Origin of the sequence: uncultured Microbacterium sp., from assembly GCF_964244775.1 — a bacterium.
Lineage (GTDB): Bacteria > Actinomycetota > Actinomycetes > Actinomycetales > Microbacteriaceae > Microbacterium.
On sequence record NZ_CAXTJR010000001.1, the window covers coordinates 731,661 to 754,084 of the forward strand.

Consider the following 22,424-nt stretch of genomic DNA (forward strand, 5'->3'; position numbering starts at 1 on the left):
TCCCGCTCCGCTCCATGTCTTCCGGAGATCGGTCGTCGGCACTCACCGAGCTCGCCAGACTCGGATTCAGCGAGCTGGGCGCCGCCGATGCGCTTCTGGACGAGCTCGAGTCGGCGGTGGGCGTCGCGCGCAGCGATCTCGCGGTCGCGGCGGCGGGCGCCGCTGACGCCGACGCCGCGCTGGCCGGGCTCGTCCGGGTGGCCCGGCGGTCGGCTGAACCCGTGCGCGAGATACTGGCGACCGAAGCCGGCTCACGCGCGGTGTGGGCGCTGCTCGGAGCCTCCGAGGGTTTCGCCGACTTCTACCTCCGGCATCCCGATGAACTCCTCCAGCTGCGTGACGCCGGAGAGCGGCTGCCCACCCCCGAGGAACTCACCGAGCAGCTGCTGGGCGCGGTCGGCGCGGTGGACGGTTTCGCCGCCGGCGGGACTGAGGCGCAGTGGGTCGCCCTGCGCGTGCGGTACCGGCGGCTCCTCGCCCAGATCGCGATCTACGATGTGCTCCACCCCGACCCGGTCGGTGCCGTCAAAGAGGTCGCAGCGCGATTGGCGGATGCTGCGGGCGCCGCGCTGGAGGCTTCGCTCGCGGTCGCCCGCACCAGGGTGTCGGCCGGGGGTGCGGCGGCCGGCGGGCTCTTTCCCCGCGAACAGGTCGCGGCGACCAAACTCGCGATCATCGGAATGGGCAAGTCGGGCGCGCGCGAGCTGAACTACGTGAGCGACGTGGACGTCATCTTCGTCGGGGGAGCAGAGCCGGACACGCTGGAGGACAGTCGGGCGATCGACATCGCAACCCGGCTGGCGGTGCAGACGATGCGCGGCATCACGAGCGTCGAGGTCGAGCCCCCGCTGTGGGAGGTCGATGCAAATCTCCGCCCGGAGGGCAAGCAAGGGGCCCTGGTGCGGACGCTCGACTCGCACCTGTCGTACTACGACCGGTGGGCCAAGAGCTGGGAATTCCAGGCGCTCCTGAAGGCGCGGCCGCTCGCGGGCGACGCTGTGCTCGGTGAGCAGTACGTCACCGCCGTGCAGCCGAAGATCTGGACCAGCGCTGCCCGCGAGAACTTCGTCGACAGCGTGCAGCGCATGCGCGAGCGGGTGACCGAGCACATCCCGCCCGACGAGGTCGCCTACCAGCTGAAGCTCGGCCCCGGCGGCATCCGAGACATCGAGTTCACCGTCCAGCTGCTCCAGCTCGTGCACGGCCTCACCGACAATCGCATTCGCCAGCGGGGGACTCTCGACGCGATCGAGGTGCTCGTGGCCGGCGGATACATCGGGCGCCCCGAGGCCGGCGCCTTCGCGCACGACTACCGCACGCTGCGGGTGCTCGAGCATCGGATGCAGCTGCGGGCGCTGCGCCGCACCCACCTGATGCCCTCCACCCCTGAGGGCCTGCGCGTGCTGGCGCGCGCCAGTGGGCTCGCCGAGGGCGGCCAGAAGCTGTGGGAGCTGTGGGAGGCGATCAAGCGCGAGGTCCGCGACATCCACGTCCGGCTCTTCTACCGGCCGCTCCTGAGTGCGGTGGCGGCTCTCCCCGAGGAGGGGCGCTCGCTCTCCACCGAGCAGGCGCACGATCGGCTCGCCGCGATCGGATTCCGCAACCCCGCGGGCGCGCTGCGCCACATCGGGGCCCTCACCTCGGGGCTCTCGCGGAAAGCCACGATCCAGCGCCACCTCATGCCGGTCATGATCCAGTGGTTCGCCGAGGGGGCCGATCCCGATTACGGTCTGCTCGCGTTCCGCCGGATCAGTGAACGGCTGGGCGATTCGCCGTGGTTCCTCCGCATGCTCCGAGACTCGTCGGCCGCCGCGCAGAGCCTGACACGGGTACTGGCCGGCTCACGCTATATCGGCGAGCTGATGGAGTGGATCCCCGACGCCTCGGCGTGGCTCGACGACGAGGAGGAGCAGCTGCATCCGCGACGCGGCGTGCTGCTGCAGGATGAGGCACGCGCGATCCAGGCTCGGCACGTCGACGTCGAAGACGCGGTGCGCGCCGTCCGGTCGATCCGGCGTCGCGAGATCCTCCGCACGGCGATGGGCGGGCTGCTGGCGGTGCAGAGCATCGAGGATGTCGCAGCATCCCTCACCACGATCACCGAGGTCTCGATCCAGGCGACGCTGCGCGCGGTACGCCGCGAACTCGTTCCGCCCGACGCCGGGGACTTCGACTTCGCGATCATCGCGATGGGCAGATTCGGGGGCCGGGAACTGGGATTCGGGTCGGATGCCGACATCCTGTATGTCTATCGGGCACCCGACATGGATCCCGACCGCGGGCAGCGCCTCGCCCTGGACATCGTGGCGGAGCTGCGACGCCGGTCGGAGGATCTCCGGCTGCCCCTGGACCTGGACGCCGATCTGCGACCGGAGGGCCGGAACGGGCCGCTCGCCCGTTCGCTGGACGCCTACGCCGAGTACTACCGCCGATGGAGCATGTCATGGGAAGCCCAGGCGCTGCTTCGCGCCAGGGGGTTCGCGGGCAGCGTCAACCTGATCCGCGACTTCACCGCCCTGGCCGACTCGGTGCGCTATCCCGCCACCGTCGACCCCCACGGGATCCGCGAGATCAAGCGGATCAAGGCGCGCGTCGAGAACGAGCGGCTCCCGCAGGGCATCGACCGCGCCCGTCACCTCAAGCTCGGTCCCGGGACGCTCAGCGACGTCGAGTGGCTCATGCAGCTCCTTCAGCTCGAGCACGGCGCACGCATCCCCGGGCTGCGCACCACCTCTACGATGGGTGCCCTGCACGCGGCGGAGGCCGCCGGACTCATCTCGACGGTCGCGGCGGCACGACTGGCCGAGGCATGGCGGCTGGCCAGCCGGCTCCGCTCCGCGAACACCCTGTGGTCGGGGCAGACCAGCGACGTCCTGCCCACCGACCGGCAGCAGCTGGATGGGATCGCCCGCATCCTCGGATATCCGCCTCGCTCGGCGACGGCGATCGAGGAGCTGTATTTCGCCACCACCCGGCGCGCCCGGAGCATCTTCGAGAAGCTCTTCTACGGCTGAAGCGGGAGCCGGGCCGCCATGATCCAAAGCGGTTCCCTCGCCCGCGCGGACTGGGGGACCGCGGGGCGAGGGAACCTAACCGGCCGGTCTAGGCCTGAGGGTAGCGCTAAGTCCAGGCGAACGCACGAAAGAGCCCTCCGAGTGCGGACTCGGAGGGCTCTTTCGTCGGGGGATACGGCTAGACGCCGAAGTACAGTTCGTACTCGAACGGGTGCGGGCGCGCCGCGATCGGCTTGATCTCGTTCTCGATCTTGTACTCGATCCAGGTCTCGATCAGTTCGGGCGTGAACACGCCGCCCGCGAGCAGGAACTCGTGGTCGGCGGCCAGGGCGTCGAGCGAGTCCAACAGCGAGTTCGGCACCTGCGGGATGTTCTTAGCCTCCTCGGGCGGAAGCTCGTAGAGGTCCTTGTCGACCGGCTCGTGGGGCTCGATGCGGTTCTTGATGCCGTCCAGGCCCGCCATGAGCTGCGCCGCGAAGGCGAGATACGGGTTGCCCGAGGCATCCGGTGCACGGAACTCGATCCGCTTGGCCTTCGGGTTGGTGCCCGTGATGGGGATGCGGATGGCCGCCGAGCGGTTTCCGGCCGAGTACACCAGGTTGACCGGCGCTTCGTAGCCCTTGACCAGGCGCTTGTACGAGTTGATGGTCGGGTTGGTGAAGGCGAGCACCGAGGGGGCGTGCGCCAGCAGGCCGCCGATGTACCAGCGCGCGATGTCAGACAGACCGCCGTAGCCGGCCTCGTCATAGAACAGCGGCTTGCCTTCGCTCCAGAGCGACTGGTGCACGTGCATGCCCGAGCCGTTGTCGCCGAACAGGGGCTTGGGCATGAAGGTCGCGACCTTGCCCCACTGCTCCGACGTGTTCTTGACGATGTACTTGAACTTCAGGATGTCGTCGGCTGCGTGCACCATCGTGCCGAAGCGGTAGTTGATCTCCTGCTGGCCGCCCGTGCCCACCTCGTGGTGGGAGCGCTCGAGGGTGAATCCGGCGTCGATCAGCTTGAGCGTGATGTCATCGCGCAGGTCGGCCGTCTTGTCGACGGGGCTGACCGGGAAGTAGCCGCCCTTGTACGCGGTCTTGTTGGCGAGGTTTCCGCCCTCCTCCTCGCGGCCCGTGTTCCACGCGCCCTCTTCGGAGTCGACGTGGTAGAAGCTCGAATTCTGCTTCACCTCGAAGCGGACGTCGTCGAAGATGTAGAACTCCGCCTCCGGGGCGAAGAACGCCGTGTCGGCGATGCCCGTCGAGGCGAGGTACTTCTCGGCCTTCTTGGCCACCTGGCGCGGGTCCTTGTGGTAGATCTCGCCGTTGCGGGGGTTGTAGATGTCGAAGATCATGATGAGCGTCTTCGCCTCGCGGAACTGGTCGACGTAGGCCGTCGACACGTCTGGGATGAGCTGCATGTCGGACTCGTGGATGTTCGCGAAGCCGCGGATCGAAGAGCCGTCGAACAGCTGACCGACGGTGAAGAACTCTTCGTCGACTGTCGAGGCGGGAATGTTGAAGTGCTGCTGTACACCAGGAAGGTCCGTGAAACGGATATCGAGGAACTTGACGTCCTCGTCCTTGATGAACTTCAGCACCTCGGATGAATCACTGAACATGAACTCTCCAGAGGTAGGGCATTCGGGATCACCGCCCGCTTACACGAGCTCTCCCCGACGCTATCGAAGCGGCATTGCCCCTCAGTATCCCTCATGTTTCGGGGAGGTTACGCGTCGCCGGGTAGGCTCGATGAATGAGCGATCGTCCATCGGAATCTTCGTATCCGGGCGAACGCGTCGGGCTCCCGCAGGCCGGTCGCGGCAGCGTCGGGCGACTCGGACGCCGTGCAGGAGCGTTGGTCATCGACTGGGCGTGCGCCGTCGTGATCTCGATCGCGTTCTTCTCGTACGACCCGCTCGCCACCACGGTCGTGTTCGCGATCGTCCAGGTGGTATTCATCCCCACGATCGGCGGCAGCCCGGGGCACCGCCTGGTCGGTTTGAGGCTGATGCAGGTGAACGGATCGTGGACGGGGCTCTGGCGTCCGATCGTGCGCACCGTGCTGCTCGTGCTCGTGATTCCTGCGGTCATCTGGGATGCCGACCAGCGCGGCCTGCACGACAAAGCGGCCGGCACCGTACTCGTGCGGGCCTGAGCAGATCAGCCCTGACGCGGATCAGCGCGGTCGCGGAGCGCGGGCTTTGGTCGGGTCGACGCCCTTCGGGATCGGCAGCGAGGCCAGCGACTGCGATACCGAGTCGACTCGCTTGATCACGGCTGCCATCGTGGACCGGTCGATCTTTCTGGGCAGCGCCTTGATCGCGCCGCCGAGCTTGGCGATCGTCACGTCGTCGTCGCCGTGACCCACGTAGAACACCGTCACGGGAACGCCCTGCGCGACGCGCTGGACCTTCGAGCGCTCCTCGTTGATGAGCCGGGTGAGGCGGCCGCGTGATCCTTCGCCGACGAGCACGACTCCGCCCCGCCCGATGGCGCGGTAGACGGCTTCCTGCGTCTTGGGGTTGATTCCGACGGGTGTCTCGCTGCTCTGCCAGTTGCGCCCGAGCGACGTGGACAGCACATGACCGACCGCGCCCGGCATCCCGTCGATCTTCTTGTACATGGCAGTCGTCGACAGGCGGGTCATCGTCATGAGCGATGCCAGGATGCCCAGCAGCAGCCCCGTCACACCCCAGAGCACGACCGACCAGATCGCCACGGGCGGGATCAGTAACCCGACGCCCACACCGATGCCGATGCCGACGAGCAGGATGCCGACGAGCAGCCAGGGAAGCCACCGGTAGGCCTGACGGGTGAATGTGAAGAGGGTGCGGAGCTGCGAGAAGAAGCCGGGGCGCTTCTCGGGCGCGGCGGTGCGTGCTGCCATGCCTTCCAGCGTACCTTTTCCGGCCGCCGCAACCGTCTGCTCCTGCACAGGCGGATGCGCGTGCGGCGCCATCCACATCCTGATCATCGGGTGACGCCACGCCGGTCCCGGAGCGCCATGCTCGGGGGATGCACGCGGGGGATCGATCGGCAACGGAAGAGACGCTGCGCGCGGGTTACCGGCCGATCCGGCATATGACCGCGGCGGAGTCGCCGTGGCCCGGCACGCTCACGAGGACGCCTGATGGCCAATCCTCTGTGCTCGTGGATGCTGTCGAGCTGGGCGATGACTGGGGTGGATGGCATGCAGAGGAGGGTGGCCACGTGCTCGCCCCACTCGATGTGGTGCGCCGCCTGGATGGGCACGACGTCGCCCTCCCCGTGTGCAGCGAGCGTGTCGACGCGTTCCTCGCCCGTCGTGGGTCCGGCCGCGACGCTCTGGACGGCGGCGAGGCCGTCACGCTCGCGGTCAGCCTGCTGCGGGGTGCGGCAGAGGTCGCCCGCCACGCCGGCGACGATCCGTCGATCGGCGAATGGTGGCTGACCGACGAAGGGCGTCCGGTGCTGGCGACGGACATCGCCGGCCGGCCCACGTCCGAGGTCCTCGAGTCGCTCGCGACATCGGTCGACGCATGGCTCGGACGCGTGATCGCGGATGCCGCGGCCACCGCAACCGATCCGCGCGTGCTTTTGCGCGACATCGACGAGTGCGAGGCGGCCCTCTTCGCCGTCGCCGCACCGCTTCCCCTCGCGATGAACGCATTCACACCGCTGCACGGACGCGACGCCGCCCCCGGCCCTGCCGCGGACGAGGCGGAGGACGTCCCTCCGCCTCGTTGGGTCGACTCGCTCGCCCGGCACATCGACGCCGATCTCACCGAACTGGTCTCCGACACCTTCACCCGGGTATGGCGGGGCGTGCGGCGCCCGCGTGCGGCGAACCACCGGCGTCCGTGGATCATCGCAGCGGGGCTCGCCGGCGGGATTCTCGGGCTGGGCCTGCTCTGGCCGAGCGGCGGCGGACCGGCCACCGCCGAAGGATCGGTCCCCACTCCGACCTCGACGTCGACGGAGGCAGGGCCGTCCGGTTCAGCGGTGTCCGACGCGCCGGATCAGGAGCAGCACCCGGCGGCCGTCGACCCGGTGCCGGCGAGCGGCGATGTCGACTGGGCGGTCGCTGCGGCGGGTCTGCTGACGCGACGGGCGGCGTGCGCAGGCGAGCTCGGGTGCCTCGCCGACATCGTGGAGGATCCGACCCGCGCGTTTCCGGCCGGCGTGGCGGACCGCAGCGGCGCCGATGTGCGCATCACGCTGCTGGACGAATTCGGCGGTGCCGCCGTTCTCCGGGTCGAAGATCCTGCGGACGCGGCGACGACGCCTCAGCTCGTGGTCGTGGTCCGGGCACAGGAACGCCTTCTTCTCCGCGACATCCATGATGTCGCGGAGAAGAAGGCGTGACTGGTCAGATGCCGAGCTGGCTTTCGAACTGCGCGGCCTCGAGACGAGCCTTGACAGCGCCGAGGAACCTCGCGGCATCCGAGCCGTCGATGATGCGGTGGTCGTACGACAGCGCGAGGTAGACGTAGGAGCGGACCGAGATCGCATCCTTGCCGTCGACCGACACGACGCCGGGGCGCTTGACGACGATGCCCGTACCGAGGATCGCCGACTGCGGGAGGAAGACCACCGGGGTGTCGAACAGCGCACCGCGCGAGCCCGTGTTCGTCAGCGTGAACGTGCCGCCACCGAGCTCGTCGGGCTTGAGCTTGTTGTCGCGCGTGCGCGCGGCGAGGTCGGCGATCTCGTGCGCGATCTCGGCGAGGTTCTTGGAGGCGGCATCACGCAGAACCGGTGTCAGCAGGCCACGCTCGGTGTCGACCGCGATCGAGAGGTTCTCCGTCGCGGGGTAGACGATGGACGTACCGTCCACCGTCGCGTTGACCACGGGATACGTCCGGAGCGCCTCGGCAGCGGCCAGCGCGAAGAACGGCAGGAACGAGAGCTTGTCGCCCGTCTTGGCCTGGAACTCGCCCTTCACCCGGTCGCGGAGGTTCGCGAGCTTCGTGACGTCCACCTCGACGACGGTGGTCAGCTGCGCCGTCGCCTGCATCGACGCGACGGCACGCTCGGCGAGCACCTTGCGCAGGCGCGACATCGGCTGCGTCGTGCCACGCAGCGGCGAGACCTCGACCGCTGCCGGCGCTGCTGGCACCGGCGCTGCAGCGGCGGGTGCCGGTGCGGCCGCGGCCTCTGCCGCCTTCAGGACGTCTTCCTTGCGGATCCGACCGCCGACTCCGGTGCCGGCGACCTTGGCGAGGTCGACGCCCTGCTGCTGGGCGAGCCGGCGCACGAGCGGGGTCACGTAGGTGATCGCGTCGTCGTCGGCCGACGCCGACACGGGGGACGCCTGCGGGGCGGGGGCCGGTGCGGCGGGCGCAGGCGCGGCAGGTGCGGGGGCGGGGGCCGCAGGGGCGGGGGCCGCGGGCTGCTCGGCCTCGACCGGCTTCTCGGTCGAGGGGGCTGCCGGCGCGGGCTCGGCGGCAGGTGCGGGCTCCGCAGGGGCGGGGGCTGCGGCACCGTCGCCGATCCGCGCGAGTGCTGCTCCGACGGCGACGGTCTCGTCCTCTTTCACGAGGATCTCCTGCAGCGTGCCCGCGATGGGTGACGGGATCTCGGTGTCGACCTTGTCGGTCGAGATCTCCAGGAGCGGCTCGTCGACCGCGACGCTGTCGCCGACCTGCTTGAGCCAGCGGGTGACAGTACCCTCGGTGACGCTCTCCCCGAGTTCGGGGAGGACGACGTCGGTGCCGCCCTGCGCAGCGGGAGATGATTCTGCCGGCGCTGCGGCGGCGGTGGCAGGCTCGGCCGGCGCTTCCTCCTGCGCGGGGGCTACCGGCTCCTCGGTCTGCGCGGGGGCTGCGGGCTGGTCTTCCTGCGCGGGGGCTGCGGGCTCCTCGGTCTGCGCGGCAGCGGGCGCGGGCGCCTCTGCCGGAGCGGCGGAGCCGTCGCCCACGATGGCGAGGACGGCGCCGACTTCGACGATCTCGTCTTCCTGAACGAGGATCTCTTCGATGACGCCGCTGATGGGCGAGGGGATCTCGGTGTCGACCTTGTCGGTCGAGATCTCCAGCAGGCCTTCGTCCGCCTGGACGGTGTCGCCGACCTTCTTGAGCCAGCGGGTGACCGTACCCTCGGTGACGCTCTCTCCGAGCGCGGGGAGGACGACGGAAGTGCTCATGACGGTGTCTCCTTCAGGGATGCCGATGTCGGTTCTAGCTTAGTGATGCGGGGGAGCGGTGATGCCGCCGCGCCCTACAGTGCATGCAGCGGCTTGCCCGCAAGGGCGAGGAAGGCCTCGCCCAGCGCCTCGCTCTGCGTGGGGTGGGCGTGGATGAACGGCGCGATGTCTTCGGGGTGCGCCTCCCAGCCGACGGCGAGCTGCGCCTCGGCGATCAGCTCGCCCACGCGATCGCCGACCAGGTGCACGCCGAGCACCGGACCGTCCTTGGCTCTGACGACCTTCACGATCCCGCCGGTGCCGATGATCTCGCTCTTTCCGTTCCCCGCCAGGTTGTACTCGTAAGAAGCGACCGCGTCCGCGCCGTGCGCGGCGACGGCCTGAGCCTCGGAGAGACCTACGGAGGCCACTTCGGGGTGCGAGTAGGTCACCTTGGGGATCTGCGCGTCGGGGATCAGCACAGGATGAAGCCCCGCGATCTCCTCCGCGACGAAGATGCCCTGCTGGAACCCGCGGTGCGCGAGCTGCAGCCCCGGCACGATGTCACCGACCGCCCAGACGTGGTCGGCGCCCGTGCGCAGCCGCTCGTCGGTGGTGACGAACCCGCGGTCCAGGGCGACGCCGGCCTCCTCGTATCCGAGTCCGGCCGTCGCGGGGCCACGCCCCACCGCGACCAGCAGGTAGTCGGCCGTGAATTCGGCGTCGTTTTGAAGCGTCACCGTCACGGACGCGTCGTTCTGCACCGCTCGCGCGAACCGGACACCCAGCGAGAACGTGATCCCTCGCTTGCGGAAGGCCCGCTCCAGCGCCTTGCTCGAGGTGAGGTCTTCGTTGGGCACGAGGTGCTCGAGCGCCTCGACGATCGTGACGTCCACGCCGAACGAGCGCCAGAGGCTCGCGAACTCCACGCCGATCACCCCGCCGCCGAGGATGACGACGCGCTGCGGGATCTCGTCGAGCTCCAGCGCATGCTCGCTCGTGAGGATGCGTCCGCCGATCTCCAGCCCCGGCAGCGTGCGGCTGTACGACCCGGTGGCGAGGATGACGTCCGCGCCACGGTACAGGTCGTCGCCGACGCGGACGGCCGGTCCGGCTTCGAGGTGGCCTTCACCATGGACGACGGTGATCCCACGCGCCCTCACGAGACCCTCAAGGCCCTTGTACTTCTTGGCGACGATGCCTTCGCGGTAGGAGCGCAAGCCGGCCGGCTCGATGCCGTCAAGCTGGGCGCGAATGCCGATGGTCGCCGCATCCCTGGTGACATCGGCGACCTCGGCCGCGTGCAGCAGGGCCTTGGTCGGAATGCAGCCGCGGTGCAGGCAGGTTCCGCCGACCTTGTCCTTCTCCACGAGCGCCACCGAGCGCCCCAGCTCGGCCGCCCGGAGCGCGGCCGCGTATCCGCCGCTCCCGCCGCCGAGGACCACAAGGTCGAATGCGTGCTCGGTCATCGCGACCCTCCCTGCACATCGGTTCCGACGAAATCGATCAGCGCGCGCACAGTCGCGCCGGTCGGCCCCTTGTCCGTGAAGCCGTAGCCCCCGCCCTTGTTCATCCCGACTCCTGCGATGTCCAGATGCACCCACGGGATGCGGGGTGCGTCCTGGTCATCCGACACCTTCCCGACGAAATGCTGCAGGAACAGGCCGGCGAACAGCGACCCGCCCGCGGGATCGCCCATCTTGGCGTTCTGGAGGTCGGCGATCGGCGAGTCGAGGTCGTCCTGCATGTGCGCGGGAAGCGGTAGCTGCCACGCGAGTTCGCCGACGCGTTCCGACGACTCGAGGTAGGCGCGGACGGCATCGTCGTCGCCCATCACGCCGGCGTGGCGCGTGCCCAGTGCGACGGTGATGGCACCGGTCAGCGTGGCGACGTCGACGATGACATCGGGATGCTCCCTGCTCGCCGCGACGAGTCCGTCGCCGAGCACGAGCCTGCCCTCCGCATCGGTGTTCAGCACCTCGACGGTCGTGCCGTCCAGCATCCGCAGCACATCCCCGGGGCGCGTGGCGCGCCCGGACGGCATGTTGTCGGCGATGCACAGCCATGCCGTGACGCGCACCGGCAGGGCGAGCGTCGCGATGGCTCTCGTGACCGCCAACACGGTGGCCGCCCCGCACATGTCGTACTTCATGCCGACCATGCCGGCAGGCGGTTTGAGCGACAGACCGCCGGTGTCGAACGTGATGCCTTTCCCGACGAGCGCGACGTGACGCTCGGCGCCGGCGGGGGAGTACGAGAGTCGCACGAGTCGCGGCGGGCGGTCCGACCCTTGACCGACACCCAGGATGCCGCCATAGCCGCCCGCTGCGAGCTGGTTCTCATCCAGCACCTCGACCTCGACGGGGAGGCCGGCCACGGCCTCGATCGCGCGCTCGGCGAAATCGGCAGGCCCCAGCCACTCGGCAGGGATCGACACCAGGTCTTTGACCAGCGCGACCGCGGCGGCGGCGGCGGTGACGGCGTCGAGCTCGGCGGGGTCGACGCTCTCCGCGGCGCCGTGCACGGTGACGCGCACCGCGCGTTCTTTCGGAGCCGAGGTCTTGTAACCCTCGAACCGGTAGCCGCCGAGCGTGGCGCCCTCGGCGAGCGCGCGCCACGACGAGGGTTCGGTCGCGGGGGCGGCGACGGCGATATTCGCGAACCCTGTGAGGGTGCGGATGCCGGTGCCCACCGCGGCGCGCAGGGTCGCAGCATCCGGTGCCGGTCCTGTCCCGACCACCGCGAGCGGAAGCGAGGTGCTCTCGGGAGCGAACACGCGGTGGAAGGACGACGCCGCACCGGTGAAGCCGATTCCGAGGAGTGCCTCACGCAGCCCGGGCCAGTCGCCGAGTTCGGCGGCATCGGCGGCGTCGAACGGCGGGAGGGCGAGGACGATCGCGTCGTCCTCCGTCTCTCGAATGGGCAGCGGGCTGTAGACGAGGTCGGGGAACGACATGGTCTCCATCCTAGGTACGCGTGTGTTCGCTGTGAGCGGGATCGTCGCAGCGCCCATGGCGGACGCTGCTCGTAGAGTGGAGGCATGCCGTTGTCCGAGCCACTGTTCGAACGCGTCGCCTCGGCGCCGCCCGTTCCGCGCGGGCTGCCTCTCGTGATCGCGCTCACGGGGTTCACCGACGCCGGCAACGCCGTGGCCCGTCTCGTCGAGTATTTCCGCGACGACCTGTCGCCGTCGACTCTGGCGATCTTCACGAACGATGTGCTGCTGGACTACCGCGCGCGACGCCCCATGGTCTCGTTCGATCAGGACCACCTCACCGACTACCGCCCGCCGCGACTAGAGCTCTCGCTCGCGCACGATGCGCTGGGCCAGCCCTTCGTGCTCCTCGCCGGGTTCGAGCCCGACTTCGCATGGGACGCGTTCGCCCAGACGGTGCTGAGCTTCGCCGATTCGCTCGCCGTGTCATCCGTCACCTGGGTCCACGCCATCCCGATGCCCGTTCCGCACACCCGACCGATCGGCACCACGGTCAGCGGGACGCGCAGCGACCTGACGAGGGCGCACAGCGTCTGGCAGCCGCACACCCAGGTCCCGGCCACCGTGGGCCATCTTCTGGAGTACCGCTTCGCCGAGGCGGGTGCGCAGATCGCCGGCTTCGTGTTGCTCGTCCCGCACTACCTCGGCGACACCGAGTTTCCTGCCACGACGCTGGCCGCGCTGGACGCGCTCACCGTCGCGACCGGTCTCGTCTTCACCGGTGAGGATCTGCGTGAAGAGAATCGCGAGTACCTCGCGAAGGTGCAAGACCAGGTCAGCGGCAGCGAGGAGTTGTCGCGAATGCTTCAGGGCCTCGAAGAACGGTACGACGCGTACATGGCGGGTTCGACGCTCGCGACGCCCATCATCCACACAGGAGATCTGCCGAGCGCCGACGAGCTCGCGGCAGAGCTCGAGCGGTTCCTCGCGAGCCGGCCGTCCGGCGAGGACGACAAGCGCGGCTGAGCGGAATACCCGGTCGCCGTATACCGTTCCATTCATCGTGTCCGTGCGCGGCACGTGTTGTCGTGCGCAGAACCTATGAGATACTGGAAGACCTGACCCGTTGTCAACCTGTTTCGCGAGAGCCCTCGTGGAGCGGGGACTTGACAAGGGTCTTACTAGTGTCCGAACACGACTGATGGGCGTCGACACTCGCCCGCCGGTGAAAGGCGAACCGTGACCGCAGGCACGAAGACGACCACCCGCTCCCGCAGCACCGCAGACGTCGAGACCGTTGAGGTCGTCGATGAGGCGGCCACGACGAAGACGTCGACCAAGAAGGCGCCGGCAAAGACCGCCGCCGCGAAGGCTCCCGCCAAGACCGGCGTTTCGAAGACGGGTACAGCGAAGGCGCCGGCCAAGACCGCCGCTTCGAAGGCAGGCACCGCCAAGGCGCCCGCCGCAAAGGTCACCGCCAAGGGGGCTCCCGCGAAGGGCGCCTCGGCGAAGGCGGACGGCGACGACGTCGACGCGATCGACGACGAGAGCGAGCTCGAAGACGTCGAGGTGGAAGACCTCGAGGTCGAGATCGAGGACGAGGCGCCCGCCGCCCCGGCCGCCCGCGGACGCAAGGCCGCCGAGCCCGAGACTGCCGAGCCCGAGGCCGAGGCATCCGATGATGACGACGACGACGATGACGAGAAGAAGCCGACGTTCTCCGAGCCGCTGCCGACCGGCGCGATCGTCATCTCCTCGAGCGACGACGAAGACGTCCCGGTGTACTCGACGCAGATCACCGGCGCCACGGCCGACCCGGTCAAGGACTACCTGAAGCAGATCGGCAAGGTGCCGCTGCTGAACGCGGCCGAAGAGGTCGAGCTCGCGATGCGTATCGAGGCGGGCCTGTTCGCCGAAGAGAAGCTGTCGCACATGTCGACCGCCGAGAAGGCGAGCCAGATCGGTCTCGACCTGCAGTGGGTCGCCCGCGACGGTCAGCGTGCCAAGTCGCACCTGCTCGGCGCGAACCTCCGCCTCGTCGTCTCTCTCGCCAAGCGCTACACCGGCCGCGGCATGCAGTTCCTGGATCTCATCCAGGAGGGAAACCTGGGTCTCATCCGTGCCGTCGAGAAGTTCGACTACACCAAGGGCTTCAAGTTCTCGACGTACGCGACGTGGTGGATCCGCCAGGCGATCACGCGCGCCATGGCAGACCAGGCGCGCACGATCCGCATCCCGGTGCACATGGTCGAGGTCATCAACAAGCTCGCGCGCGTCCAGCGGCAGATGCTCCAGGACCTGGGCCGCGAGCCCACGCCCGAAGAGCTCAGCCGCGAACTGGACATGACCCCCGAGAAGGTCATCGAGGTCCAGAAGTACGGCCGCGAGCCCATCTCGCTGCACACCCCCCTCGGCGAGGACGGCGACAGCGAGTTCGGCGACCTGATCGAAGACACCGAGGCCGTGGTTCCCGCCGACGCGGTCGGTTTCACGATGCTGCAGCGTCAGCTCGAGTCGCTCCTGGACTCGCTCTCCGAGCGTGAGGCGGGCGTCATCCGCATGCGCTTCGGCCTGGGCGACGGCCAGCCCAAGACGCTCGATCAGATCGGCGACACGTTCGGGGTCACGCGCGAGCGGATCCGTCAGATCGAGTCGAAGACGATGGCCAAGCTCCGGCATCCGTCTCGCTCGCAGTCCCTCCGGGACTATCTCGAGTGATGGCTGAGGCCAACGCAGGCAAAGCTCTCACGATCGAGGTCGACGGCGCGTCGTTCTCGCGCATCCCGATCCGCACGCGGGTCGTGCTGCACGGCGACGAGCTCGATCCGTTCATCACCGAGTACGCGGAGGGCGTCGTCCAGCCGGGCGACATTCTCTTCGTGACGGAGAAGATCGTCGCGATCACACAGGGGCGTTCGTACCCGATCGAGTCGATCCAGCCTCGGCGACTCGCGCGGTTCCTGTCGCGGTTCGTCGTGCGCACGCCGCACGGCATCGGGCTCGGCATGCCCGAGACGATGGAGATGGCGCTCCGCGAGTGCGGGACGCTGCGCATCCTGCTCGCCGCCGCGGTCTCGGCCGTGACGAAGCTGTTCGGGCGCAAGGGCGACTTCTACCGCGTCGCCGGCGACAAGGCGCGTGCGATCGACGGGCCCACGGAGGGCACCATACCGCCCTACGACCGCTCCGTCGTCCTCGGGCCCGATCGCCCACGCGAGGTCGCCGCGCACCTGCAGAGCCTGCTCGGCGTTCAGGCGGAGGTCGCCGTCGTCGACATCAACGACCTCGGCGGCAACATCCTCGGCTCGACCCTCGACCGCGCGGGGGAGCAGCGTCTCGTCCGCATCCTGGGCGACAACCCACTCGGCCAGGGTCGCGAGTCGACCCCACTCGGGATCGTTCGACCCGTCTGATCCGCCGAAAGGCTCGATGATTTTCTTCCGGGTAATCATGTTCTGGGCGTGACCGCTCCACGATCGTTCTGCGGATCGGTTTGCGGGAGCAGCTGTCTCGGGAGTCAGTAGTGGTCGCGGGCTTGCAGGATGATGACGTGGCCGTCGGTGACGTAGTAGACGAGGCGGTTCTTGTCATCGATTCGGCGTGACCACGCCCCGGAGAGAACGTGCTTGAGCGGTTCGGGTTTGCCGATTCCTGAGAAGGGATCGCGCATGACGTCTGCGATCAGTTGATTGATGCGCTTCAAAGTCGTGCGATCCTGCGTCTGCCAGTAGACGTAGTCCTCCCACCCGTTCGGGTCGAAGCCGATCGTTCGCGTCACGCGTCGAGGAGATCGTGCTTTTCGAACTCTCCGCGGCGGGCGCGCTCAATTGAGGCGAGCAGCCGGTCAGCGTTGGCGGGGTTGCGGAGCAGGTACGCAGTTTCGGTCATCGCGTCGTAGTCGTCCTTGGACAGAAGAACGGCGTTTCCATGGCGGGAGACGACCTCGACGGCAGTGTGATCCTCGTTGACCTGCTGGATGAGGCCAAACAGAGTCTTGCGCGCCTCAGTCGCGGTAATTGCAGACATCGAAGCCTCCCTAAGTAGTACGTGAAAGCGTACCATCTCATCCGTCGAGTTCGGCCGACCCAAGTAAGGATCAAGTCGCGCAGGACGATGGCGGACTGCGTCGTCGCGACTATGACTTCACAGGTGTCGAGTTTTGTGACCTCGTCGACCGGCATCCGTCTGCCCAGGACGGTGCTCAAGTTTCTCGAACACCTGGTCTGCCTGTCGGCGGCGCTTGAGAACTCGCCGCTGCGGTGTCGGCCGTGACCAAGCTGTTCGGGCGCAAGGGCGACTTCTACCGCGTCGCCGCCGAGCGACGAGGTGCTGCGGCACGCAGTACCGTCACGATTGCCGACCGGCATCTGACGATTCGCAAATCCGAGGAAGTTGACGGTTCGTGTCGAATTCGGGCTTGCCCGTTCGCTGTAGGGATGAAACGGTTCCCATGACGAAAGGACACGACCGTGAAGTACGTCATCATGTTCACAACCACGCCCGAACTCGAAGCAGCGGTGTCGCCTGAGCACGCCGAGCAGGTCTATCGCCGCACCTACGATTGGTTCGGCACGAACCGCGAGGTGATGACAGAGTCCGGCGCCCAGCTGCAGCCGGTCACCACCGCGACCACGGTCACCCACGGGGCCGACGCGCCGGTCGTGGTCGACGGGCCGTTCTCCGAGGCGAAGGAGGTCATCGGCGGATTCCAGGTGATCGACGTGCCCGACCTCGACGCGGCGATAGCCATTGTCAAGACGTGGCCGCTGCTCGAGCTGCCTGGCGTTTCGGTCGAGATCCGCCCGATCATCGTCTACTGAAGCCACATCGAGCCGTGAACGAAACGGATGCCGCGGCAGCGGAGTCGGAGCGGGCCCGCGCCGCGGCATCCGATCGACTTCTCGCGAGGGTGATCCGCGAGGAGTCCGGGCGGATCGTCGCGGCGCTCACGGGTTGGCTCGGGAGCCTCGACCTTGCAGAGGAGGCGGCCGCCGAGGCGATCGAGGAGGCGGTCCGCCAGTGGCGCACGCGCGGGGTGCCCCCCAATCCCGGGGGATGGCTGACGCAGGCGGCCCGCCACAATGCCCTCGACCGCCTGCGGCGCGAGAAGCGGTACCGCGAGAAGCTGGCCCTGCTCGCCGATCTGGCCGAGGCCGCAGCACTTCGCGGCACCGGTGAGCCCGACGAGCGACTGCCGCTCCTGTTCGGCTGCTGCCACCCCGCTATCTCGACGGACGCGCAGCTCGCTCTGACGCTCCGTGCGATCTGCGGCCTCACGACCGCGCAGATCGCGCGTGCCACCCTGGTTCCGGAATCGACGGTCGCGCAGCGGATCGTGCGGGCCAAGCGAAAGATCGGTGCCGCCGGCATCCCCTTGCGGATCCCCGAGGGATCCGAGCGGGCCGCGCGCCTGGATATCGTCCTGACCGTCGTTTCCGTGATGTACAGCGAGGCCCACCTGGTCGCAGGCGGAGGCGCGGCCGCGGACCGCGACCTCGCCGACGACGCCCTATGGCTCGCGCGCGTCGTCGCACACCAACTGCCGCGCGAGGCGGAGGCGCAGGGACTGCTCGCACTGCTGCTGTTCCACCGAGCACGCGAAGGGGCACGCGCCGTCGATGGAGAGCTTATCCTGCTTGCCGACCAGGACCGGGCGCGGTGGGATCGCCGACTGATCGCCGAGGGACAGGCCGTGCTCGAGAAGGCGGCGATGCTACGACGCCCGGGGCGGTGGCAGCTGCACGCGGCGATCGCCGCATGCCACTCCGACACGGGCGACGGCGGCGACACCGACTGGCTCCAGGTGCTCACGCTCTACGACATGCTGCTGACATACGACCGCTCGCCGATCGTACGGCTGAACCGCACGGTGGCGCTCGCTGAGGTCGACGGACCGCAGGCGGCACTGGAGGAGGTGGACGCGCTCCGACACGCCCTCACGGGCTACCACCTCTGGCACGCCGTGCGCGCGCGGATGCTCCGGCACCTCGGCCGTCGGGACGAGGCGATGGCCGAAGACCTGTGCGCGCTGGAACTCACGGCGAACGCCGCCGAACGGCGCCTGCTGGAGGCGCGGGTCGCTCGCTGAGGCGGGCTCGCCCCGCCGTCGCGGCGCCCGCGCCACTCGGAGGACGTCAGGCCTCGACCCGCGACGGGGCCGCCGATAGCAATCGTTCCCGCATCGTCATGCCATCGCGCGAGCACCCTCGAGGCCAAGGACTTCTGACTGCTCGGCCGCTCAATCCGGTGTTGAAGTTCGGGCGCTTCGAGTCCTTCATGAAAGGCAAATTCGGGCCTGGATGTCGATCTGCCGGCATTTTGTTCGCTGTCACTATGACGGAGTCGGACAGGCCGGCCCGCGACCCAGTACGGGAGGCACTTCCATGACCCAGTACGCGATCCTCATCTACGAAGACCCGGCCTTTTACGAGACCATGGCGCCCGAGGGGTGGGGCGCGGTGGTCGACGCGCACAACACGTTCACCAAGCGAGTATCCGAGCTCGGTGGGTCCCTGACGGGCGGGGGGCGCTCGCGCCCGTGACGACGGCCACCAAGATCGAGGGTGGCACGGTGACGAACGGCCCGTTCGTCGAGAGCAAGGAGGCCCTCCTCGGCTACTAAGTCGTCGAGGCGCGTGACCTCGACCACGCCGTCGAGATCGGCAGCCTGTGCCCGGCCACCGGCGGCGGCATCGAGGTTCGCCCGCTCGTTGACACGGCGACGAACCCGTTCTGATCGCTCCCAGCGACGAGCCGACCGTCGTGCTGTCCGCCACGGGGGCGTAGACCGGGAGCGGTCGCGTTAGCGTGAACGCGTGAATAATGCATTGGATGACGGCCCGTTCTTTCACGGCACGGCAGCTGCCCTGCAGCCCGGGGAGCTTCTCAGTGCCGGGTACCGATCGAACTACCGGCCGGATGTCGTGATGAACCACGTGTACTTCACGGCGCTTCGCGACGGTGCCGGACTCGCTGCCGAGCTCGCAGTCGAGTTGCTCGGCGGTACCGGTGTTCCTCACGTGTACGAGGTCGAACCGACTGGTTCGTTCGAGAATGATCCGAACGTGACCGACAAGAAGTTTCCCGGCAATCCGACGCGGTCCTTCCGAAGCGCAGGGCCGCTTCGAGTAGTGCGCGAGGTCACCGACTGGGTCCGTCTCACGCCGGAGGCGCTGCAGGGGTGGCGCGACCGGCTGATCGCAAAAGCGCCACACGACCGCGGCGACATCGTCAATTAGCGCTCAACGGTCCGCCGGCGGGAACGTCCGGGGCGCAACGTCGGCTGGGCCGGCGACCTCATCAATCGACGACCCGACAAAGGACCGGCTTGCGGGCGCGGTCAGATGTCGTTGAACCCGGGAAGCGTCAGGCGCCGTTGAGGTGCGGCGTGGCCGCTGAATCAGGCCGAATTCCGGGGGGTGGAAATCGGGCTTTGATCAAGTTTTTCGAGCAGATCGGCGACGTCGTCGTAGACAGCCGACGCGCCGGCGCTGAGGAGTTCATCCTCGCTGTAACCACCGGCGAGAACGCCGATGCTTTTCACGCCCGCACGATTGGCCGCCTCGACATCCCACACCGAGTCCCCGATCATCACTGCCTGCTCGGCGGACACGGATGCTCGCTCAAGCGCGATTTGGATAGGACCCGGGTCCGGCTTCGCGGCGCTGACGTCTTCGCCTGATGTCACCTTATCGACCGCCCCGCCTACATCGAGAACACTCAGCAGAACTGCGAGTTCGTCCTTTGGCGCGGAAGTCGCCAGAACCACCGCGTGTCCCCTTCGCGATAACTCCTGAATCAGCTCGCGAGCGCCCTTGATCACTCGAAGACGATCGGTCATCTCCATATACAAACGGCCTTGCTCTGCTTTCACTGCCTCACCCACTGCGGCTGCGTCGTCGCCCAGAAGGCGTTCGATCAGCTTGCCGGAGTCCATCCCGATCGCACGATGAATCCGCCACATCTCGACAGGATGCTCAGCTGCCACGAACGCTCGGTCCCACGCATCGACGTGCAGATAGTTGGAATCCACCAAGGTTCCGTCGATGTCCAGAAGGACGGCACCACGGCGTTCATCACTCGTCATCATGTCCGCCATCAAACCGCATCCTTCCGCGAACGCGATGACCTAGACATCGGGGCCAAATGTGCGTACAGCCCTTCGCAATCATCGTCCCGCGCCGAGCGCTGCTGGGTCCGATGTGTGCTTGCGCGTTCTGAACTGCTCGTCGCCCTCACCTCCGTTGGGCGTGGCACGCTTGAAGAATGACTCGGCTCCCCTTGCGCGCGCGACTGCTGACGGCGTTGGCGGGCGATCCGGATGGCACGCCCTCATGGGTGCGAGTTCTGGCTGAGGGTGATGATCTCGGGTACTTCGCCGACGGCGGAGCTGTCTGGACGGTGCATGCTGGCACGGCGACGTTCGTCGCGGGCATACGGGCTCTTCTCATCCAAGCGCTGCACCCGGGCGCGATGGCAGGCGTCCATGACTTCTCCCGCTACCGCGAGGACCCCATTGGACGCCTCACGGGGACAGTGCGCTGGATCATCTGCGTCACCTACGGGTCAACCGAGCAAGCCCACGCTGAGACGGCCCGCGTGGGTCGCCTTCATCAGAGGGTTGCCGGCACCTACGCGACCGATACCGGATCCCGCACATATTCGGCGTCGGACGCCTCGCTCGTGGAATGGGTCCATCTTGCGTTCACCGAGGCATTCCTCGGCGCCCACCAGCGCTGGGGTGGCCCGATCCCAGGCGGGGCCGACGCGTATGTGCACGAATGGGCGCAGGCTGGTCGACTTATGCGAGTGTCCAATCCCCCCGAGACCGAAGCCGACCTGAGGTCGCGGATGAATGCGTACCTCGACCGCAATGAGCTCCGACATGACGCGCGCGTAACTGAGGTCGTGCAGTTCCTCCGCGACGTCCCCTTCACCGGTTCGATGCGGCTGGCCTACCGCGTTCTGTTCGCCGCTGCCGTCGCGAGCCTCCCCCCGCAATATCGCAAGCTGCTCGGTCTCCGACGAACCATCCTCCCGGTCGTCACCGCGACCCGAATCGTGCTCGCCATCTCATCCCGGGCCCTCGGATCAGGCCTACGCGCCCAAGACTTCGCTCGCCAGCGACATCAACGCCTACAGCACGAAACAGCCGAACCCCTTGCGACAAGCGAGTCGGCAATCCCGTCCGGAGCGGCCCTCGCGATCGATACCGTCGCGGTAGAGCTGCCGTTCATAGACGGCGAGCTGCTCGACACGAGTACGCGAGCGCGCGGCCTCGAGGGCGATGACAGCGCCGGAGCTGAGCCCGACGAGGCGGGTCGCACCCGTGGCGGTCATCGCATCTCTTAAGACGTAAGCGTGAGGGATTGGGCAGATCTCATATGGCGAATTGCCGAGCCGACGGCGACTTCGCGGGGTTGAGCGCACGGACCTGGGCAATGCTCGCCCTCATGGTGGGCGTGTTCTGCGCCGTCATCGCTATCGTGTTAGCGCTACAGCCAGGAACCCAATGGGGCGCAAACCTGCTCCTCGGCTTGGTTTCCATAACTGCGCTAGCGACCGGAATCCGGCAACTAGTCCGGCTGCGACGCGACCGCATAACTCCTCACGACCCCACAGATTGAGCCTTGAGCTCACGCCGACTGGAACGCGATCATGGCGGCGGCCATTCGCACGCTCATCGAATTCAGTGCTCGCCCCGTCTGACTGCTCGGGTTCATAGAGTGCGTTGCCGGGATCGTACGAAACGAAGCGCAAGAGGTAGAGGATCGTCGCCATAAAGCCGCCGGCGATTAGGGCGACGGAAGCCTACACAAACGGGTACCGCTGGGCGAGAACAGCCAACAGCAATCCGGCTACCGCGAGGACGACAAGCAGATCTGGCGCCGAAGCGGGGAAAGCGATGACTACGCATCAGCACGGTCCCGTGGATGACCTGCGGCACCTCGTTACGGAGGGGCTGGTCTCGGAAGACGCGTTCGAGTCCACGACGGGTGTCGATCCCGAAGATTTGTCGTCGTTCCTGACCGGAGCACCGCGGCAGCATTCGGTGATTTCAGTCGCACCAGGGTGCGCTTGCTCGCACGCTGGCGAATAGCCGGAGTTTCAACCAATCGCAGAGTAGCGTCGCCGTGTGTCAGGTGCATGGCGGTCGACGGGTTCATCTACCGACAACCGGCTGAACAGCCAAGGGAGGTCCTTCGCTGCCGTCGCATTCGCACTCTGGATGGCGATGGTCGTCATTGCGCTCGTCGGGTACTGGTGTGTCGGCGGACTGCAGTAATCGTGTCTTCGTGCTGATGTAGTCGCGGGAGATCGTTCTGAATCTGAGAGCCTTCGAGCAGATTGACGACACCGCTCTAGCTCCATGAGCTTGAGAAGCGCTA

At 67.9% G+C, this 22,424-nt stretch carries 20 protein-coding genes; 12 read left to right on the plus strand and 8 right to left on the minus strand.

Annotated elements, in window-relative coordinates; translation table 11 throughout:
* Window positions 1-14 precede the first annotated feature (14 nt).
* Window positions 15-3,014: a bifunctional [glutamine synthetase] adenylyltransferase/[glutamine synthetase]-adenylyl-L-tyrosine phosphorylase gene (locus ACFE6Z_RS03520; protein WP_375384282.1), complete on the plus strand. Its 3,000-nt coding sequence runs from the start codon at window positions 15-17 to the stop codon at window positions 3,012-3,014.
* A 178-nt stretch (window positions 3,015-3,192) separates the two neighbouring features.
* On the opposite strand, the gene glnA is transcribed toward ACFE6Z_RS03520, so the two are convergent.
* The gene (gene glnA / locus ACFE6Z_RS03525; protein WP_375384283.1) at window positions 3,193-4,617 is read right to left on the minus strand and encodes a type I glutamate--ammonia ligase; all 1,425 of its coding nucleotides are present in this window, start codon (window positions 4,615-4,617) and stop codon (window positions 3,193-3,195) included.
* 134 nt (window positions 4,618-4,751) lie between these two features.
* Between glnA and ACFE6Z_RS03530 the strand changes: the two genes are divergently transcribed.
* Window positions 4,752-5,153, plus strand: coding sequence for an RDD family protein (locus tag ACFE6Z_RS03530; RefSeq protein ID WP_375384284.1), 402 nt, complete (start codon window positions 4,752-4,754; stop codon window positions 5,151-5,153).
* Window positions 5,154-5,174: 21 nt separating this feature from the next.
* On the opposite strand, the gene ACFE6Z_RS03535 is transcribed toward ACFE6Z_RS03530, so the two are convergent.
* Window positions 5,175-5,885 (minus strand): DUF4191 family protein, encoded by a 711-nt coding sequence (locus ACFE6Z_RS03535; RefSeq protein WP_375384285.1) that lies wholly within the window; start codon window positions 5,883-5,885, stop codon window positions 5,175-5,177.
* Between the two features lie 128 nt (window positions 5,886-6,013).
* Here ACFE6Z_RS03535 and ACFE6Z_RS03540 point away from each other — a divergent pair, with 128 nt between their 5' ends.
* Window positions 6,014-7,342, plus strand: coding sequence for a hypothetical protein (locus ACFE6Z_RS03540; RefSeq protein WP_375384286.1), 1,329 nt, complete (start codon window positions 6,014-6,016; stop codon window positions 7,340-7,342).
* A 4-nt stretch (window positions 7,343-7,346) separates the two neighbouring features.
* On the opposite strand, the gene sucB is transcribed toward ACFE6Z_RS03540, so the two are convergent.
* The 3 genes from sucB to ACFE6Z_RS03555 all read right to left on the minus strand — a co-directional run bounded on the left by sucB (window position 7,347) and on the right by ACFE6Z_RS03555 (window position 12,057).
* Window positions 7,347-9,122: a 2-oxoglutarate dehydrogenase, E2 component, dihydrolipoamide succinyltransferase gene (sucB, locus tag ACFE6Z_RS03545; RefSeq protein WP_375384287.1), complete on the minus strand. Its 1,776-nt coding sequence runs from the start codon at window positions 9,120-9,122 to the stop codon at window positions 7,347-7,349.
* Between the two features lie 74 nt (window positions 9,123-9,196).
* Window positions 9,197-10,570 (minus strand): dihydrolipoyl dehydrogenase, encoded by a 1,374-nt coding sequence (gene lpdA / locus ACFE6Z_RS03550; RefSeq protein ID WP_375384288.1) that lies wholly within the window; start codon window positions 10,568-10,570, stop codon window positions 9,197-9,199.
* On the minus strand, window positions 10,567-12,057 hold the full coding sequence (locus tag ACFE6Z_RS03555; protein ID WP_375384289.1) for a leucyl aminopeptidase: 1,491 nt from the start codon (window positions 12,055-12,057) through the stop codon (window positions 10,567-10,569). The genes lpdA and ACFE6Z_RS03555 overlap by 4 nt, the downstream gene beginning before the upstream one ends.
* 84 nt (window positions 12,058-12,141) lie before the next feature.
* On the opposite strand from ACFE6Z_RS03555, the gene ACFE6Z_RS03560 reads away from it, so the two are divergent.
* From ACFE6Z_RS03560 to ACFE6Z_RS03570, 3 genes are all read left to right on the plus strand, one after another.
* Window positions 12,142-13,062 (plus strand): proteasome assembly chaperone family protein, encoded by a 921-nt coding sequence (locus tag ACFE6Z_RS03560; protein WP_375384290.1) that lies wholly within the window; start codon window positions 12,142-12,144, stop codon window positions 13,060-13,062.
* 213 nt (window positions 13,063-13,275) lie between these two features.
* Entirely contained in the window at window positions 13,276-14,754 is a 1,479-nt protein-coding gene (locus ACFE6Z_RS03565) for an RNA polymerase sigma factor (protein WP_375384291.1), read from the plus strand.
* Window positions 14,754-15,449, plus strand: coding sequence for a coenzyme F420-0:L-glutamate ligase (locus tag ACFE6Z_RS03570; RefSeq protein WP_375384292.1), 696 nt, complete (start codon window positions 14,754-14,756; stop codon window positions 15,447-15,449). The genes ACFE6Z_RS03565 and ACFE6Z_RS03570 overlap by 1 nt, the downstream gene beginning before the upstream one ends.
* A gap of 104 nt (window positions 15,450-15,553) precedes the next feature.
* Here the strand turns inward: ACFE6Z_RS03570 and ACFE6Z_RS03575 are convergent, their stop codons facing one another.
* Together ACFE6Z_RS03575 and ACFE6Z_RS03580 are read right to left on the minus strand one after the other, a co-directional pair.
* Entirely contained in the window at window positions 15,554-15,814 is a 261-nt protein-coding gene (locus ACFE6Z_RS03575) for a Txe/YoeB family addiction module toxin (RefSeq protein ID WP_375384293.1), read from the minus strand.
* Window positions 15,811-16,062 (minus strand): type II toxin-antitoxin system Phd/YefM family antitoxin, encoded by a 252-nt coding sequence (locus ACFE6Z_RS03580; protein ID WP_375384294.1) that lies wholly within the window; start codon window positions 16,060-16,062, stop codon window positions 15,811-15,813. The genes ACFE6Z_RS03575 and ACFE6Z_RS03580 overlap by 4 nt, the downstream gene beginning before the upstream one ends.
* 242 nt (window positions 16,063-16,304) lie before the next feature.
* Between ACFE6Z_RS03580 and ACFE6Z_RS03585 the strand changes: the two genes are divergently transcribed.
* The 5 genes from ACFE6Z_RS03585 (at window position 16,305) to arr (ending at window position 19,274) form a co-directional block, all read left to right on the plus strand.
* A complete protein-coding gene (locus ACFE6Z_RS03585) occupies window positions 16,305-16,490 on the plus strand; it encodes a hypothetical protein (protein WP_375384295.1) in 186 nt (61 codons plus the stop codon).
* A 15-nt stretch (window positions 16,491-16,505) separates the two neighbouring features.
* Window positions 16,506-16,856, plus strand: a complete 351-nt coding sequence (locus ACFE6Z_RS03590) for a YciI family protein (RefSeq protein WP_375384296.1) — start codon at window positions 16,506-16,508, stop codon at window positions 16,854-16,856.
* 14 nt (window positions 16,857-16,870) lie between these two features.
* A complete protein-coding gene (locus tag ACFE6Z_RS03595) occupies window positions 16,871-18,124 on the plus strand; it encodes an RNA polymerase sigma factor (protein WP_375384297.1) in 1,254 nt (417 codons plus the stop codon).
* 295 nt (window positions 18,125-18,419) lie between these two features.
* Window positions 18,420-18,578 carry a hypothetical protein gene (locus tag ACFE6Z_RS03600; protein ID WP_375384298.1) on the plus strand — a complete coding sequence of 53 codons (159 nt, stop codon included), beginning with the start codon at window positions 18,420-18,422 and terminating at the stop codon, window positions 18,576-18,578.
* A gap of 273 nt (window positions 18,579-18,851) precedes the next feature.
* Window positions 18,852-19,274 (plus strand): NAD(+)--rifampin ADP-ribosyltransferase, encoded by a 423-nt coding sequence (gene arr / locus ACFE6Z_RS03605; RefSeq protein ID WP_375384299.1) that lies wholly within the window; start codon window positions 18,852-18,854, stop codon window positions 19,272-19,274.
* A 161-nt stretch (window positions 19,275-19,435) separates the two neighbouring features.
* On the opposite strand, the gene ACFE6Z_RS03610 is transcribed toward arr, so the two are convergent.
* Window positions 19,436-20,134: an HAD family hydrolase gene (locus ACFE6Z_RS03610; protein ID WP_375384300.1), complete on the minus strand. Its 699-nt coding sequence runs from the start codon at window positions 20,132-20,134 to the stop codon at window positions 19,436-19,438.
* Window positions 20,135-20,301: 167 nt separating this feature from the next.
* On the opposite strand from ACFE6Z_RS03610, the gene ACFE6Z_RS03615 reads away from it, so the two are divergent.
* Window positions 20,302-21,387 carry an oxygenase MpaB family protein gene (locus ACFE6Z_RS03615; protein WP_375384301.1) on the plus strand — a complete coding sequence of 362 codons (1,086 nt, stop codon included), beginning with the start codon at window positions 20,302-20,304 and terminating at the stop codon, window positions 21,385-21,387.
* Window positions 21,388-22,424 lie beyond the last annotated feature (1,037 nt).

What these genes read in the sequence shown, in the direction of transcription:
- ACFE6Z_RS03555 (WP_375384289.1), bottom strand. Translation starts at nt 12,057, where the DNA reads ATGTCGTTCCCCGACCTCGTCTACAGCCCGCTGCCCATTCGAGAGACG.
- ACFE6Z_RS03540 (WP_375384286.1), top strand. Translation starts at nt 6,014, where the DNA reads ATGCACGCGGGGGATCGATCGGCAACGGAAGAGACGCTGCGCGCGGGT.
- ACFE6Z_RS03535 (WP_375384285.1), bottom strand. Translation starts at nt 5,885, where the DNA reads ATGGCAGCACGCACCGCCGCGCCCGAGAAGCGCCCCGGCTTCTTCTCG.
- sucB (WP_375384287.1), bottom strand. Translation starts at nt 9,122, where the DNA reads ATGAGCACTTCCGTCGTCCTCCCCGCGCTCGGAGAGAGCGTCACCGAG.
- ACFE6Z_RS03580 (WP_375384294.1), bottom strand. Translation starts at nt 16,062, where the DNA reads ATGTCTGCAATTACCGCGACTGAGGCGCGCAAGACTCTGTTTGGCCTC.
- ACFE6Z_RS03600 (WP_375384298.1), top strand. Translation starts at nt 18,420, where the DNA reads ATGACCCAGTACGCGATCCTCATCTACGAAGACCCGGCCTTTTACGAG.
- glnA (WP_375384283.1), bottom strand. Translation starts at nt 4,617, where the DNA reads ATGTTCAGTGATTCATCCGAGGTGCTGAAGTTCATCAAGGACGAGGAC.
- ACFE6Z_RS03560 (WP_375384290.1), top strand. Translation starts at nt 12,142, where the DNA reads ATGCCGTTGTCCGAGCCACTGTTCGAACGCGTCGCCTCGGCGCCGCCC.
- ACFE6Z_RS03530 (WP_375384284.1), top strand. Translation starts at nt 4,752, where the DNA reads ATGAGCGATCGTCCATCGGAATCTTCGTATCCGGGCGAACGCGTCGGG.
- ACFE6Z_RS03615 (WP_375384301.1), top strand. Translation starts at nt 20,302, where the DNA reads ATGACTCGGCTCCCCTTGCGCGCGCGACTGCTGACGGCGTTGGCGGGC.
- lpdA (WP_375384288.1), bottom strand. Translation starts at nt 10,570, where the DNA reads ATGACCGAGCACGCATTCGACCTTGTGGTCCTCGGCGGCGGGAGCGGC.
- ACFE6Z_RS03570 (WP_375384292.1), top strand. Translation starts at nt 14,754, where the DNA reads ATGGCTGAGGCCAACGCAGGCAAAGCTCTCACGATCGAGGTCGACGGC.
- ACFE6Z_RS03520 (WP_375384282.1), top strand. Translation starts at nt 15, where the DNA reads ATGTCTTCCGGAGATCGGTCGTCGGCACTCACCGAGCTCGCCAGACTC.
- ACFE6Z_RS03610 (WP_375384300.1), bottom strand. Translation starts at nt 20,134, where the DNA reads ATGGCGGACATGATGACGAGTGATGAACGCCGTGGTGCCGTCCTTCTG.